The organism is Pseudomonas nitroreducens NBRC 12694 (assembly GCF_002091755.1).
GTDB lineage: Bacteria > Pseudomonadota > Gammaproteobacteria > Pseudomonadales > Pseudomonadaceae > Pseudomonas > Pseudomonas nitroreducens.
Genome location: NZ_BDAI01000020.1, coordinates 1 through 14,023 on the forward strand (window position 1 = coordinate 1; position 14,023 = coordinate 14,023).

A 14,023-nucleotide genomic window follows, 5' to 3' on the forward strand; every position below is an offset into this window, starting at 1 on the left:
ATTAGTGTAAGCAGCCCGAATTCGGATGAGCGCTTAGGCGAGCATCCAACCGAATTGCTTGACGACCATAGAGCATTGGAACCACCTGATCCCATCCCGAACTCAGTAGTGAAACGATGCATCGCCGATGGTAGTGTGGAGTTTCTCCATGTGAGAGTAGGTCATCGTCAAGCTTCTAATTCCAAAGCCCCTGATCAGCGAAAGCTGGTCGGGGGTTTTGTTTTTGGGGCGGAAAAAAATGCCGACAGGATGCTTCGGTATGGTGCTGCCCTCTCCCTGAGTGGAAAGGGGAAGGGAGTCGTTCCCGGGCTGGAACCTTGAGGGATTCGGTTCGCGAGCAAGCTCGCTCCTACAGAGGTACAAGGCGCTTGGTCATGATGATGGTGCGCTCTTCTCCCTGGAGTTGTTCGCGTACGACGTGATAGCCCAGATGCGAGTAGAAGCTCTCAGCGGTGAGGGAAGACGGGACCAACAGGGCGTCTATACCGCGCTCCAGGGCGGCCTTCTCGATTTTCCTCATCAGCCCCTGGCCGACGCCTTTGCGTTGCTGCTGAGGCGCTACGAAGAGGCTGCGCACGGCATTGCCATCCAGTGCGCCTGTGCCGACCACCTGGTTGCCCAGCAGGGCGACGAACGCCAACCGATGTTCGAGTAATTCTATCACCCGTTCAGGCGTGAAGTGCGCCACCACCGACTCGATGATGCTCGTCGGGTAGTCCTGGCCGTTGCTCTCCCTGACCGCCGCCACGATCACCTGGCTGATGGCCTTGGCGTCGTTGCTGCGGGCTTGTCTGATCATCAAATCCATCTGCGTACTCCCTTTTATCAGCCTGTTCATCCTGACCGGATCGAGCGCGGGAGGGTAGGGCGGAATCGCAGGCAACAAAAAAGGCGCCCTGAGGCGCCTTTTTTGTTTGGATCACCGATCAGCCGTTGTGGCGTTTCAGGACCAGGGTGGCGTTGGTGCCGCCGAAGCCGAAGCTGTTGCTCATGACGGTGTCGATCTTCGCGTTTTCGCGGGTCTCGCGCAGGATCGGCAGGTCGGCGACCTCCGGGTCCAGTTCGTCAATGTTTGCGGAGCCGGCGATGAAGTTGCCTTCCATCATCAGCAGGCAGTAGATCGCCTCGTGAACGCCGGCAGCGCCCAGGGAGTGGCCGGACAGGCTCTTGGTGGAGCTGATGGCTGGGGCGTTGCTGCCGAACACTTCGCGTACACCACGGATTTCAGCGACGTCGCCGACCGGGGTGGAGGTGCCGTGGGTGTTCAGGTAGTCGATCGGGGTGTCGACGGTGGCCAGGGCCTGCTGCATGCAGCGGATGGCGCCTTCGCCGCTCGGGGCGACCATGTCGTAGCCGTCGGAAGTGGCGCCGTAGCCGACGATCTCGGCGTAGATCTTGGCACCACGCTTGAGGGCGTGTTCCAGCTCTTCGACCACGACCATGCCGCCGCCGCCGGCGATGACGAAGCCGTCACGCTTGGCGTCGTAGGCGCGGGAAGCCTTTTCCGGGGTGTCGTTGTACTGGGTGGAGAGGGCGCCCATGGCGTCGAACAGGCAGCTCTGGCTCCAGTGTTCTTCCTCACCGCCGCCAGCGAAGACGACGTCCTGCTTGCCCAACTGGATCTGCTCCATGGCCTGGCCGATGCAATGCGCGCTGGTGGCGCAGGCCGAGGAGATGGAGTAGTTCACGCCCTTGATCTGGAAGGGAGTGGCCAGGCACGCAGATACGGTGCTGCCCATGGTGCGGGTCACGCGGTATGGGCCGATGCGCTTGACGCCCTTCTCACGCAGGGTGTCGATGGCTTCCATCTGGTTCAGGGTGGAAGCACCGCCGGAGCCGGCGATCAGGCCGGTGCGCGGGTTGGAGATCTGCTCGGGGGTGAGGCCGGAGTCCTTGATCGCCTGTTCCATTGCCAGGTAGGCATAAGCGGCGGCGTCGCCCATGAAGCGGAAGACCTTGCGGTCGATCAGCTCTTCCAGGTTCAGGTTGACCGAACCGGACACGTGGCTGCGCAGGCCCATCTCGGCATAGCTCGGGTTGTGGCGGATGCCAGCACGGCCTGCGCGAAGGTTGGCGGAGACGGTGTCTTTGTCATTGCCCAGGCAGGAAACGATGCCCAGACCGGTGATCACGACGCGACGCATGCGGATACCCTTAGAAGCTGTCAGTGGAAGTGAACAGGCCGACGCGGAGGCCTTCGGCGCTGTAGATTTCGCGGCCATCGACGCTGACGGTGCCGTCGGCGATGGCCAGGATCAGCGAACGATTGATCGTACGCTTGATGTGAATGTTGTAGGTGACTTTCTTGGCGGTCGGCAGGACCTGGCCGAAGAACTTCACTTCGCCCGAACCCAGGGCGCGGCCGCGGCCGGGATTGCCCTGCCAGCCGAGGTGGAAGCCTACCAGCTGCCACATGGCGTCGAGGCCCAGGCAGCCCGGCATGACGGGGTCGCCTTCGAAGTGGCAGGCGAAGAACCACAGGTCCGGGTTGATATCCAGCTCGGCGACCAGTTCGCCCTTGCCGTACTTGCCGCCGACATCACTGATGTGGGTGATGCGGTCGATCATCAGCATGTTCGGGGCGGGCAGTTGCGCATTACCCGGGCCGAAGAGCTCGCCGCGGCTGCAGCGCAGCAGGTCTTCTCGGGTGAAGGCGTTTTGTTTGGTCATGCGAGCTCCTCAAAAATCCTGGATAGCAGGCGTTGTTTGGCTTGTGCCTGCGGTGCCGCGTACCGTCGTACTTGTCACGGTGTCATGCGGCAGCCTAGTCATAGACTATTGCCTTTAAGTGAAAGTCACAGCAATCGGCGAACGCTTGTTCACTTTTCGCCGACGCCAGGTTTCCCTGTCGGGACGCAGGCCGTGGGCCGGTCCGCAGTTTGCGGGCAAGTGCTCCCTGGATCAACGACCTGGAGCAACCCAGCGCTGCAGAATCCGCTGCAACTCCGCACGTTTGAACGGCTTTGCGAGATAGTCGTTCATTCCCGCCTCAAGGCACGCTTCGCGATCGCCCTGTAGCGCATTGGCGGTCAGGGCGATGATCGGCACCTGTTCGCCGCCCGGTTTTGCGCGGATCTGCCGGGTAGCTTCGTAGCCGTTGAGCACGGGCAGGCGGCAGTCCATCAGGATCACCGCGAACTCGCCGCGCTCCGAGGTGCGCACTGCCTGGGCGCCGTCACCCACCAGCGTGACGCGATAGCCCAGGCTGCGCAACATAGCTTCTATGACTGTTTGATTCACCGGGTTGTCCTCCACCAGCAGCACGGACTGACCAGTGGCAAGCGCGGCGCCACCGTTCGTCCCGTCCTCCGCGGCGCTTTGACGCTCGCGGAAGGGCAGGGGAATCTCCAGGGTGAAGGTCGAACCGCAGCCTTCTTCGCTGACCGCACCCAGGGTGCCGCCCATCCGTTCGGCGAGTGTGCGCGCGATGGACAGGCCCAGCCCGGTGCCGCCATAGCGCCGCGAGGTGGATGAGTCTGCCTGCTGGAAGGCCTCGAACATGTGTTCCAGGCGTTCGTGAGAGATGCCGATGCCGCTGTCCTGCACCGAGCAACTGAGCCAGAGCACCTCTGCGTCCAGTGCCTGCCAGGTGGCCTCCAGTCGCACGCCGCCTTCTTCGGTGAATTTCAGCGCATTGCCCAACAGGTTGACGAGGATCTGCCGGATGCGCGTCGGGTCACCCTGCACCTCGAGATTGTCCAGCCCGTCCTGCACATTCATTTCCAGTGCCAGGCCGCGCTGCTGGGCGCTGTGCTGGAAGACCTGAATGGAACTCTGGATCAGTTCCAGCAGGTTGAATGGAATGCGCTCCAGTTCCAGAGCGCCGCGCTCGACGCGGGAGAAGTCGAGGATGTCGTTGATCACCTTGAGCAGGTGCTCGGTGGATTCGGTGGCCAGTGCGCTGTATTCGGCCTGCTCCTGGTTCAGTTCGGTGGTTTCCAGCAGTTGCAGCATACCCAGCACGCCGTTCATCGGAGTGCGCAGCTCGTGGCTCATCATCGCCAGGAAGTCGGATTTGGCACGGTTGGCCTCCTCGGCCTCCTCCCGCGCCGCCACCAGTTGGGCAATGCTGCGCTCCTGCTCCAGGCTGGCCTGTTGCAGGCCGCGGGCGAGGTTGTTGATGTGGCGGGCGAGGTCACCGACTTCGCCGTCGTCCGGCACCGGCAGGGTGGTGTGGTAGTCGCCGGTCTGGATCGCCTGCACGGCGCGGCCCATGGTGCGGATCGGCGCGGCGAGGCGACGGGCGAGACGGCGCGCCAGCAGGTAGGTGAGGATCAGGGCGAACAGGGCGAGCAGGCTGGCCTTGAGGAGGATCTCCTGCTGCCGCTCGCTGAAGGCGTCGCTGGCCATGCCGACCACCACGCGGCCCAGGTAGTCGCCGCTGGGCGGTGCGGCGGCCGGCAGCATGTCGTTGGAGCCGCCCAGCTCGCTGCCATTGAGGGCGATGTTCTCGCGCTGGATCGAGGCGTGGAAGATTTCCACCTTGGTACTCGCCTGCGCGGGATCGGCTGCGTGCTCGACGTAGACGAGGATGTTGTCGCCCCGGTCGCGCACCTCGATGAAGCGCACGTGGGCGGTGCTCAGGGTCGCCCGCAGGAGGCTCTGCAGCACGGGCAGGTTGCCGGAGATCACCCCGTATTCCGCCGCCGGGGCGAGCTGGTTGGCGATCAGTTGGCCGGTATGGTTCGACTCCAGGCGCAGGTCCTGCAGACGCGAGTAGGTGAAGTAGCCGGTCAGCAGCACGGTCAACAGCAGTGCGGGCCCCAGGCTGATGGCCAGCATGCGCGTCTGGATGTTCCAGCTCTTGCGGGAGCTCATGGTTTCTCTCCTTCGGCCAGGCGCTGCGCAAGCTGCGCGTCGTCCGGCAGGTCGATGCCCAGCGAACGCGCCACCTGGCGGTTGCTCTGCACCTTGAAGCGTTCGGGGTAGAGGCTGCGCGGCCATTGTTCCGCTGGCCGGTCGAGCAGGGTGTCCAGGGTCTCCAGCCAGTCGCTCTGGTCGCTGTAGCTGCTGGCCAGGCTGCCGGCCTTGACGAAGGCGGCGGTAGGGCCGATCAGCGCCCGGTTCTCGGCGTAGGCGCTGAGGAGGATGCCCTTGATGGTCTGTGCGTTATAAAGCTGTTTGTCGTCCAGCCCGAGCAGCAGGTCACTGCGACCGAGCAATTCTCGCAACGGGCGGCTGTCGTCGGGGCGGGTTTGCCGTTCGCTGATGAGCTCGACGCCGAGCTCCCGCGCAGCCTGGTCGAGCTCCGGCAGGAGGAACTCGCTGGCAGGGCCGAGCAGTACGCCAATGCGCTGCGGACGCGGGCTGAGTTGCAGGGCGAGTTGCAGTTGCCGGGCCGGCGGCGGGTCGCTCCAGAGCAGGCTGAGATGCGGTGGCTCGCGCTCGCCCAGGACCTGCCGGGCTTCGACGCGGCTGACCAGTAGCGTCAGCGCCGGCGGTGCGTCGTGGCTGGCCAGGCGCCAGTTCAGCGCGCCGCTGCCGAGCAGCAGCAGGCGCGTCTGGCCATCGAGGTTGGCGGCGGGGGGCAGGTTTTCCGGGGTCTCCAGTCGCACCTGGTCATTCGGCCGATGTTGCGCCAGCGCTTCGGCGAAGTCCTGCAGGGCTGGGCTCTGCTCGGTGCTGACCAGCAGGATGTCGCGGGCCTGGGCCGGCAGCGCGAAGAGGCAGGCCAACCAGAGCAGCAGGGCGGCGAAGAGGGGGCCGGGGCTCGTCCATGAGCGGCGGGCAGACATGCTAGAAGGCCACCTCGGCGCTGAAGTAGAGCAGGTGGCGGTTGTCGTAGCGGTTTTCCGGCCAGGTCAGTGGTTCGTCGTCCATGCGCTGCTGCAGGACGCCGGCCAGTTCCAGCGCGGCGCGGCCCAGGGGAATGCGCTTGGCCACGCGCAGGTCGATGCGCTCGAAGCGGTGTTCGTTCAGCGCATCGTCGCCATAGTAGAAGACCGAGCTGGACCAGCCGCGGCCCCAGTCGCGCATCCACCCGGCCGAGCCGCTGTTGCGCGCGGTGAGGCGCCGGTCGAATCGGCTGCTGGCGTCATAGTCGACATAGGCATAGGTCAGCCGCACGCGGTCCTGCCGCGTCAGGCGCCAGTCCAGCTGAGTTTCGGCGCCGCTGAAGCGGATGTCGTTGTCGTTGGTCGGTTCGAAGTCGGATACCTGCAAGGGATCGCTGATCAGCCCGTGGATTTCGTCGTAGTAGGCTTTGATGTCCACCGCCAGCCCGAGTTCGTCGAACTGGCCGTTGTAACCGATTTCCCGCGAGCGCATGCGCTCCTGGTCCAGGTCGCCTGGGCCGTGGGCGCGGGCAAAGTAGTAGGCGCTGGACTGGCCATACGCGAGCGGCGAGAGGTGGCGCGCCCGGTAGCTCCAGTTCACGTCGTTCTCGTACATGTCCGGCGAGCGCACGGCTTCGGAATACACCGCTCGCAGGCTGTGGCGCGGATTGATCAGGTAGTTCAGCGCGAGGCGCGGGCTGACCGAGCTGCCGGAAAGCTGGTCGTCCTCCGCCATCGCACCGCCCTGCAGCAGCCAGTGCGGCGACAGGTGCCATTCCAGCTGGCCGAACAGGCGCCAGATGTCGTTGTTCACCGTGCCGTCGAAGTAGGTCTCCGAGGTGGCCTGGTCGTGCCGATAACTCATGCCGCTGACCAGCCGCACGCTTTCGGCGAGGCTCAGGGTGTCCTGGATTTCCAGGTCGTAGCGGGTCTCGCGAATGTTCTGGTTCACCTGCCCGCACACCGGCAGGTAGGCGCCATTGGCCAGTTGCTGCAGCACCTGTCCGGCCAGTGCCTGTTCCTGAGCGGTCCCGCGGGGAATCCTGGGCAGCGACTCGGCCAGGTCGTCGACGTACTTCGGGTTCAGCGACCAGAGCTGCGCCAGCTGGGGGCTGAAGGCGACCTGGGCCTCGCAGGCGCCGAAGTCCTGCAGGCGCTCCCAGTGCTCGGCGTAGCCCTGCACATAGAAGCTGTGCTCGGGGTTCACGTCGAAGGTCCAGCGCATCGAGCCCGCGTAGTCGCGCGCGGTCAGGTCGGAGTTGTCGTCGCCGGGGGCGATGTCGCCGAAGATCGGCTCGTAGCTGTAGGGCCGCTGGTTGGTGCCTTCCTTGGCTGCCAACTGCCAGTCCAGGCTGTTGCGCAGGTCGAGGTTGTGGCTGGCCACCAGGTTGAAGCGGTTCAGGCGCCGGCCATCGCGGTAGTCGCGATCGAACTGGTCATGGTCGAAGCCGTCGTCTTCCTGGCCGGACAACGACAACCGGTAATCGCCTGAGCGGTCGTGGATGCCCTGGCTCGCGTACCAGTCGCGGACGCCGTTCTGCCCGGCGGTGTATTTCAACCGCGTGCCCTGGCTGTCGGCCGGGTGGCGGGTGAGGATGTTGATGACGCCCATCAGCGCGTTGGCGCCGTAGCTCACCGCGTTGGGGCCGCGGAAGACCTCGATGCGGTCGATGTCCTCGATGGCCACCGGGATGTCGCTCCAGTCCACCGTCGCCAGGCCCGGGCGGTACATCGAACGGCCGTCCACCAGCACCTGCAGGCGCCGCGCCTCGGTGACGTTGGTGCCGTGGTAGTTCACCGTCGCCTGGTTGCCCGACAGGTAGCCGACCATCATGCCCGGTACCAGGCGCATCAGCTCCGGAATGTCGCGAGCGCCGGAAGCCTTGATCAGGTCGCGGTCGAGTACCGTCATGCTGCCGGGCACCTCCGCGGGGGACTGTTTGAGCCGCGTCGCGGTCAGAACCTGGGGAACGTCGAGGCTATCCACGAACAGATCGCCCGCCATGGCCTTGCCGGCCAGCAGCGCGGCAAGCAGGGTAAGCGGCAAAGGGACGCGGGCGGGATGCTGCACGGAACGACCTTGTTCTCGGTTTTTATCAGATGTGTCGACGTCTGGAGTTAGACGTTTTCTGTCAGACGGATGTTAAACGAGGCAGCGCTGATTGCCAGTCCGGCGATCCGGGCTGGTCGCTCGCCGATGCGGCCTTATAATGCCCCAATCGCTGCCTCAGGGCGGCCACCAATGGAACAGACATGACACAGCAGCAACCGATCGCCGTCCTCGGTGGTGGCAGTTTCGGCACCGCCTTCGCCAATCTGCTGGCAGAAAACGGGCAGCGCGTTCGTCAATGGATGCGCGACGAGGAGCAGGCCGAGGCGATCCGCACCCGCCGCGAGAATCCCAACTACCTCAAGGGCGTGCGTATCCATGACGGCGTGGAGCCGACCACGGACCTGGTGGCGACCCTGGCCGAGTGCGAGATGATTTTCGTCGCAGTGCCTTCCAGCGCCCTGCGCAAGGTGCTCGACGGCCGCAGCGAAGAGCTGGCGGGCAAGATGCTGGTCAGCCTGACCAAGGGCATCGAAGCGCAGAGCTTCAAGCTGATGAGTCAGGTGCTCGAAGAGATCGCACCGAAATCCCGCATCGCGGTGATTTCCGGCCCGAACCTGGCGCGCGAGATCGCCGAGCACGAGCTGACCGCCACCGTGGTCGCCAGCGAGGACGAAGACCTCTGTGCCCAGGTGCAGCAGGCCCTGCACGGCCGCACTTTCCGCGTCTACGCCAGTGGCGACCGCTTTGGCGTCGAACTGGGCGGCGCGCTGAAGAACGTCTACGCCATTATTGCCGGGATGGCTGCCGCGCTGGGCATGGGCGAGAACACCAAGGGCATGCTGATCACCCGCGCCCTGGCGGAGATGACCCGCTTCGCCGTCAAGCTCGGCGCCAACCCCATGACGTTCCTCGGCCTGGCCGGTGTGGGCGACCTGATCGTCACCTGTTCGTCACCCAAGAGTCGTAACTATCAGGTGGGCTTCGCCCTGGGCGAAGGCCTGACCCTGGAGGACGCCGTGGCGCGCATGGGCGAGACTGCCGAGGGCGTGAATACCCTCAAGGTGCTCAAGGCCAAGGCCGACGAGCTGCGGGTCTACATGCCGCTGGTGGCCGGCCTCAACGCCATCCTGTTCGGCGGCCGTACACTGGAGCAGGTCATCGGAGCGCTGATGAGCGGTGAGCCGAAGACCGACGTCGACTTCATTCCCACCACCGGTTTCTGAGGAGGTTTCGCCATGTCCGCTGAACGTCAGCCCGCTGACCGTCTAGAGAAGGAATCCCTGGTCCTGCGCGTCGTCTGGATGCTGGTCTTCGCGCTGGTCTGGTTCGTCGCCGAGATGATCCTCGGCGCCGTGGTGATCATCCAGCTGATCTACCGCGTCATCTACGGTTCGCCCAGCGGCAGCCTGATGGGCTTCGGCGACAGCCTGAGCCAGTACTTTGCGCAGATTGGCCGCTTCGGCACCTTCCAGACCGAAGAGAAGCCCTGGCCGTTCGCCGACTGGCCGACTGCCCGCGCCCCGGAAGGCGAGGCCCCGCACGACGTGCCGCCGGCGCCGCACCCGGTGCGTGACGAGGAGCCGAAGCTTTGAAGCTCTGGCTGCTGCGCCATGGCGAGGCCGAGCCCCAGGCCCGCCGTGATGCCGAGCGCCGACTGACGGCCCATGGCATCAAGGAGGCGCTGAAAAGCGCCGCCCAGTTGGCCGGCCAGCCGCTGGACGGCATCCTCGCCAGCCCCTACGTGCGCGCCCAGGAAACCGCCGAGCTGGTTCGCGAGGCGCTGGGTTTCGAGGGGGCGGTCGGCACCGCGCCCTGGCTGACTCCGGATGACGATCCGAAAGACGTGCTGCGTTTCCTCGATGGCCGCAACGAGCAGAACCTGCTGCTGGTCACGCATCAGCCTCTGGTCGGTGCGCTGGCCGGCCTGCTGGTGCATGGCAGCCGCAGCGATGCCGTGCCGTTCAGCACCGCCACGCTGGCGGAACTGGAAGGCGAGGTGCCGGTGGCGGGATTGATGGAGCTGGTGTCGCTCTACCATCCGCGGCATTCCTGAGTCGTCCGTTTCCGAAAAAGGCCCCGAAAGGGGCCTTTTGCATTTCCATTGCCGGCAAATCGTGCCTGGATGTTTCTTCGCGAGCCCCGTTGCAGAGCGGCTGGTGGCCAATCCTTCGGCTAAATCCTACAAAAGTTCACACGACCAGCCTTGTCTGCCGCTGCGCTGCGTGGAATATTCAACCAAGCAAGTGCTTGGTTGATCCATCGCTATATCCCTGAGCTACACCTCTGACAAAAAAAACAAAGGAGGGGCACGTGGTTAAAGCAGTCCGATTACCACTCGACCTGTTCTATCAGCGCGAGAAGAGCCACCCGAACAAGCGCTACCTGGTGCAGCCGCTCACTGGCGGCCAAGTGCAGACCCTGACCTGGGGCGAAGTGGGCGACCAGGCCCGCCGCGCCGCCGCCTGGCTGCGCAGCCTTGACCTGCCCGAAGGCAGCCGGGTGGCGATCATTTCGAAGAACTGTGCGCACTGGATAGTCGCCGACGTCGCCATCTGGATGGCCGGCCACGTTTCGGTGCCGCTGTATCCCAACCTCACCGCCGACTCCGTGCGCCAGGTGATGACCCACTCCGAAGCGCGGGTGGCCTTCATCGGCAAGCTGGACGACTGGCCGGCAATGGTCGACGGTATTCCCGAGGGCGTGCCCACGGTGGCTTTGCCGCTGCATCCGGAAGGGCGATTCGACCACCAGTGGGGCGATCTCCAGCAGCAGGCGCCGATCAGCGATGATCCGCGCCCGGACACCACCACCCTGGCGACCCTCATCTACACCTCCGGCACCACCGGTACGCCCAAGGGCGTGATGCACACCTTCGGCAACTTCGCCTTCGCCGCCAGCCATGCCATCGACCTGTTCGGTGTCGGCGAGGAGGACCGGCTGCTGTCGTACCTGCCGCTGTGCCATGTGGCCGAGCGGATGTTCGTGCAGATGGCGTCGATCTATGCCGGGCAGACGATCTTCTTCGCCGAGAGCCTGGACACCTTCGTTGCCGACATGCGCCGGGCGCGGCCCACGGTGTTCTTCGGCGTGCCGCGCATCTGGACCAAGTTCCAGATGGGCGTCTACGCGCAGATGCCGGCGAAAAAGCTCGACCGCCTGCTGCGCCTGCCCATCGTCGGCCGCCTGGTCGGTCGCAAGGTACTCGCCGGCCTTGGCCTGGACGCCGTGCGCTACGCCCTGTGCGGTGCCGCGCCGGTGCCCGAGGCGCTGCTGAACTGGTACCAGCGCCTGGGCCTGAATGTTCTCGAGGTCTACGGCATGACCGAGAACTGCGGTTACTCCCACGTCTGCAGACCGGGCGAGCAGAAGACCGGCTGGATCGGCCGCAACAGCCCCGGCGTGGAAGTGCGCATCAGCGACGAGGGCGAAGTGCAGGTGCGCAGCGGCGCGACCATGGTCGGCTACTTCAAGGACCCGGAGCGCACTGCCGAGACCATCACCGAGGACGGCTTCCTGCGTACCGGCGACAAGGGCGAGCAGGATGCCGAAGGCCACCTGCGCCTGACCGGACGCATCAAGGAAATCTTCAAGACCGCCAAGGGCAAGTACGTGGCCCCGGCGCCCATCGAGAACCGCCTGGCCGTGCATTCGCGGATCGAGCAGATCTGTGTGGTCGGCGACGGCCTGATTGCCCCGCTGGGCCTGTGCGTGCTCTCCGAGGTGGGCCGCCAGGAAGCCGCCAACGGCTCGCGCATCGAGCTCGAACAGAGCCTGCAGGCGCTGCTGACGGAGGTGAACGAGGCGCTGGACAAGCACGAACGCCTGGCCGGACTGGTGCTGGTCAAGGACGTCTGGACGGTGGATAACGGCTTCCTCACGCCCACTCTGAAGATCAAGCGCAACGTGGTGGAAGGCACCTACGGTCAGCGCTTCAATGAATGGGCGGAGCGCCGCGAGGCGGTGCAATGGCATGAATGAGACGACATGAGGGGAATGGCATGACCTGGCGCACCACGCCCGATCTGGAAAAGCTCAATGCGAACCTGAAGAACACCATCGGTGAAGTGCTCGATATCCGCTTCGAGGCGTTCGACGACGACTCGCTGACCGCCAGCATGGTGGTGGATTCGCGTACCCACCAGCCCTACGGCCTGCTGCACGGCGGCGCCTCGGTGGTGCTGGCGGAGACCGTCGGCTCCACCGCCAGCTACCTGTGCCTGGATACGTCCAAGTACTACTGCGTTGGCCTGGAAGTGAACGCCAACCACCTGCGCGGCCTGCGCAGCGGGCGGGTGACGGCGGTGGCCAAGGCGGTGCACATCGGTCGCTCGACCCACGTCTGGGAAATCCGCCTGCACGGGGATGATGGCAAGCCGAGCTGCATCTCGCGGCTGACCATGGCGGTGGTGCCGCTGGAGCGTTGAGGGGGCCGGGAACTGGCTCGAACGTGGGATGGCATGGAGCGAAGCGATACACATCAATTACTGCTCCGGCAGCATGGGTATCGCCTAGGCTCCACCCATCCTACAAGGGCGCTCCCTGCGGTTGCATCTGACTGGAGGAGCGGGCGCTCGCAATTTTGTCCAAGACCCGCCGTTCCTGCGCCGGTAAAGTAGGCCCATGGAACGCATCGAACACCACAGCAGCGGCTTGCCCGGCGTCCGTTTCATCGACGCCGAGTACCGCCGTTTCGCCTTTCCGCGGCATTTTCACCTCGACTATCACGTCGGGTTGATGTTCGACGGTCGCCAGCGCTACACCCATCGCGGTGAGCGCTCGCTGGCCGGGAATGGCGACATCCTGCTGATGAGCCCCGAGAGTATCCACGACGGCTCCAGCGACGGTGAGGACGGCTATCGCATCCGCGTGCTGTCCATCGACCCGCACTGGCTGGACGATGCCTGCCGCGCCTTCAGCGATGGCCGCCAGGGCGCGCCGCGGCTGACGGCCGCGCAACTGCGCGATCCACGGCTGCAGGCCGAACTGCAACAAGCCCATGCCCTGATGCTGGGTGGCGAGCGGCTGGAGCAGGAAGGCCAGCTGTGGCAGGCGCTGGCCGCCTTGCTGGAGCGCGCCTCCAGCCTGCGCATCCGTGAGCCGGGGCAGGGTTTCGACGCGCCGACCTGGGCACGTATCCGCGAATGGCTGGAGTCGCGCCTGGAAACGCCGCCGACGCTGGAGGAGATCGCCGAGTTCTGCGACCTCAGCCCCTGGCAGGTATTGCGCCGCTTCCGCCACCAGTGCGGATTGCCGCCGCACCAGTGGCTGACGCACCTGCGACTCGAGCGCGCCTTGCCGCGGGTGCTCAAGGGCCAGCCGCTGTCGGAGATCGCCCTGAGCCTGGGCTTCTATGACCAGGCGCACTTCAGCCGCCTGTTCCGCCGCACCTACGGATTGCCGCCCGCGCGACTGCGCCAGCGCTGATCCACCCACCGATCCCGTTTCCTTTCCCACTGGAGAATCCCGCGATGCAGGAGGTTCACGTCTTGCTCATGCTCACCGCCGTGTTTGCCGTCGCCCTGGTCAGCCCCGGCCCGGACGTCGCGCTGGTGGTGCGCACTTCTCTGCACCAGGGCCGCCGCGCCGGCGTGCTCAGCGCCCTGGGGCTGGCCTGCGGCATCCTGGTCCACGGCACGTTGGTGCTGACCGGCGTGTCGCTGCTGCTCAGCCGTTCGCCGCTGCTGTTCAGTGCGTTGCAGCTGGTGGGCGCGTTCTATCTCGGCTGGCTGGGCATCGGTGCTCTGCGTGCCCTGCGCAAGCCGGGCGGGGCAGGGCGGATCGACGGCGAGCTGGCTGAATCCAGGCTTGGCCCCTGGCTGCGCGGGTTGGCGACCAACCTGTTCAATCCCAAGGCGCTGGTGTTCTTCCTCGCATTGCTGACCAGCCTGATCCCGGTAGACATGTCGGCACCCGGCAAGGTGGCGGTGGCTGTGATGCTGTTCGGCACTGGCTTCCTCTGGTTCAGCCTGCTCAGCGTGATCCTCACCCGACCGGTCTGGCAGAAGCGCCTGCTGCGGGCGGTGCCGGTGATCGATGGAGCCTGTGGGCTGGTGTTCCTGCTGGTGGCTGGCGGCATCCTGTTCAGCGTGGTGAACCACGCGGTGCAGTGGGTCTGAGTCGCGCCGCAAGAGGGCGGGAAGGGCAAATCCGCCGGAGCGCCATGGACTTTGGCCGTAGTGCCGTCATTCGCGGGAAT

Annotated in this window: 13 protein-coding genes and 1 rRNA gene; 8 read left to right on the plus strand and 6 right to left on the minus strand. The window is 65.3% G+C overall.

The window, feature by feature from the left end; genetic code table 11:
* Window positions 1-57: 57 nt before the first annotated feature.
* Window positions 58-173: ribosomal RNA gene (gene rrf / locus PNI01S_RS26890) — 5S ribosomal RNA — on the plus strand.
* 176 nt (window positions 174-349) lie between these two features.
* Here the strand turns inward: rrf and PNI01S_RS26895 are convergent.
* The 6 genes from PNI01S_RS26895 to PNI01S_RS26920 all read right to left on the minus strand — a co-directional run bounded on the left by PNI01S_RS26895 (window position 350) and on the right by PNI01S_RS26920 (window position 7,845).
* Complete coding sequence (locus PNI01S_RS26895) at window positions 350-808, minus strand: GNAT family N-acetyltransferase (RefSeq protein ID WP_084359769.1); 459 nt, start codon at window positions 806-808, stop codon at window positions 350-352.
* Window positions 809-926: 118 nt separating this feature from the next.
* The gene (gene fabB / locus PNI01S_RS26900) at window positions 927-2,144 is read right to left on the minus strand and encodes a beta-ketoacyl-ACP synthase I (RefSeq protein WP_024766931.1); all 1,218 of its coding nucleotides are present in this window, start codon (window positions 2,142-2,144) and stop codon (window positions 927-929) included.
* 10 nt (window positions 2,145-2,154) lie between these two features.
* Entirely contained in the window at window positions 2,155-2,670 is a 516-nt protein-coding gene (fabA, locus tag PNI01S_RS26905; protein WP_017517389.1) for a 3-hydroxyacyl-[acyl-carrier-protein] dehydratase FabA, read from the minus strand.
* Between the two features lie 231 nt (window positions 2,671-2,901).
* Window positions 2,902-4,818 carry an ATP-binding protein gene (locus PNI01S_RS26910; protein WP_024766930.1) on the minus strand — a complete coding sequence of 639 codons (1,917 nt, stop codon included), beginning with the start codon at window positions 4,816-4,818 and terminating at the stop codon, window positions 2,902-2,904.
* The gene (locus tag PNI01S_RS26915) at window positions 4,815-5,735 is read right to left on the minus strand and encodes an ABC transporter substrate-binding protein (RefSeq protein ID WP_051445714.1); all 921 of its coding nucleotides are present in this window, start codon (window positions 5,733-5,735) and stop codon (window positions 4,815-4,817) included. The genes PNI01S_RS26910 and PNI01S_RS26915 overlap by 4 nt, the downstream gene beginning before the upstream one ends.
* Window position 5,736: 1 nt before the next feature.
* Entirely contained in the window at window positions 5,737-7,845 is a 2,109-nt protein-coding gene (locus PNI01S_RS26920) for a TonB-dependent receptor plug domain-containing protein (RefSeq protein ID WP_167632578.1), read from the minus strand.
* 182 nt (window positions 7,846-8,027) lie between these two features.
* Here PNI01S_RS26920 and PNI01S_RS26925 point away from each other — a divergent pair, with 182 nt between their 5' ends.
* The 7 genes from PNI01S_RS26925 to PNI01S_RS26955 all read left to right on the plus strand — a co-directional run bounded on the left by PNI01S_RS26925 (window position 8,028) and on the right by PNI01S_RS26955 (window position 13,943).
* Window positions 8,028-9,050: an NAD(P)H-dependent glycerol-3-phosphate dehydrogenase gene (locus PNI01S_RS26925; protein ID WP_084359771.1), complete on the plus strand. Its 1,023-nt coding sequence runs from the start codon at window positions 8,028-8,030 to the stop codon at window positions 9,048-9,050.
* A gap of 12 nt (window positions 9,051-9,062) precedes the next feature.
* Complete coding sequence (locus tag PNI01S_RS26930) at window positions 9,063-9,419, plus strand: DUF4389 domain-containing protein (protein ID WP_037015948.1); 357 nt, start codon at window positions 9,063-9,065, stop codon at window positions 9,417-9,419.
* Window positions 9,416-9,880: a phosphohistidine phosphatase SixA gene (gene sixA / locus PNI01S_RS26935; RefSeq protein WP_037015946.1), complete on the plus strand. Its 465-nt coding sequence runs from the start codon at window positions 9,416-9,418 to the stop codon at window positions 9,878-9,880. Before PNI01S_RS26930 ends, sixA begins: the two co-directional genes overlap by 4 nt.
* Window positions 9,881-10,137: 257 nt before the next feature.
* Window positions 10,138-11,805 (plus strand): AMP-binding protein, encoded by a 1,668-nt coding sequence (locus tag PNI01S_RS26940; protein WP_084359772.1) that lies wholly within the window; start codon window positions 10,138-10,140, stop codon window positions 11,803-11,805.
* A 20-nt stretch (window positions 11,806-11,825) separates the two neighbouring features.
* Entirely contained in the window at window positions 11,826-12,251 is a 426-nt protein-coding gene (locus PNI01S_RS26945) for a hotdog fold thioesterase (protein WP_017517381.1), read from the plus strand.
* Between the two features lie 196 nt (window positions 12,252-12,447).
* The gene (locus PNI01S_RS26950) at window positions 12,448-13,251 is read left to right on the plus strand and encodes an AraC family transcriptional regulator (protein ID WP_084359773.1); all 804 of its coding nucleotides are present in this window, start codon (window positions 12,448-12,450) and stop codon (window positions 13,249-13,251) included.
* A 44-nt stretch (window positions 13,252-13,295) separates the two neighbouring features.
* Window positions 13,296-13,943, plus strand: a complete 648-nt coding sequence (locus PNI01S_RS26955) for a LysE family translocator (RefSeq protein WP_065327586.1) — start codon at window positions 13,296-13,298, stop codon at window positions 13,941-13,943.
* Window positions 13,944-14,023 lie beyond the last annotated feature (80 nt).

Excerpts from the sequence above, each read along its gene's own strand:
- PNI01S_RS26895 (WP_084359769.1), bottom strand. The coding sequence starts at position 808 with ATGGATTTGATGATCAGACAAGCCCGCAGCAACGACGCCAAGGCCATC.
- fabB (WP_024766931.1), bottom strand. The coding sequence starts at position 2,144 with ATGCGTCGCGTCGTGATCACCGGTCTGGGCATCGTTTCCTGCCTGGGC.
- fabA (WP_017517389.1), bottom strand. The coding sequence starts at position 2,670 with ATGACCAAACAAAACGCCTTCACCCGAGAAGACCTGCTGCGCTGCAGC.
- PNI01S_RS26910 (WP_024766930.1), bottom strand. The coding sequence starts at position 4,818 with ATGAGCTCCCGCAAGAGCTGGAACATCCAGACGCGCATGCTGGCCATC.
- PNI01S_RS26915 (WP_051445714.1), bottom strand. The coding sequence starts at position 5,735 with ATGTCTGCCCGCCGCTCATGGACGAGCCCCGGCCCCCTCTTCGCCGCC.
- PNI01S_RS26925 (WP_084359771.1), top strand. The coding sequence starts at position 8,028 with ATGACACAGCAGCAACCGATCGCCGTCCTCGGTGGTGGCAGTTTCGGC.
- PNI01S_RS26930 (WP_037015948.1), top strand. The coding sequence starts at position 9,063 with ATGTCCGCTGAACGTCAGCCCGCTGACCGTCTAGAGAAGGAATCCCTG.
- PNI01S_RS26945 (WP_017517381.1), top strand. The coding sequence starts at position 11,826 with ATGACCTGGCGCACCACGCCCGATCTGGAAAAGCTCAATGCGAACCTG.
- PNI01S_RS26950 (WP_084359773.1), top strand. The coding sequence starts at position 12,448 with ATGGAACGCATCGAACACCACAGCAGCGGCTTGCCCGGCGTCCGTTTC.
- PNI01S_RS26955 (WP_065327586.1), top strand. The coding sequence starts at position 13,296 with ATGCAGGAGGTTCACGTCTTGCTCATGCTCACCGCCGTGTTTGCCGTC.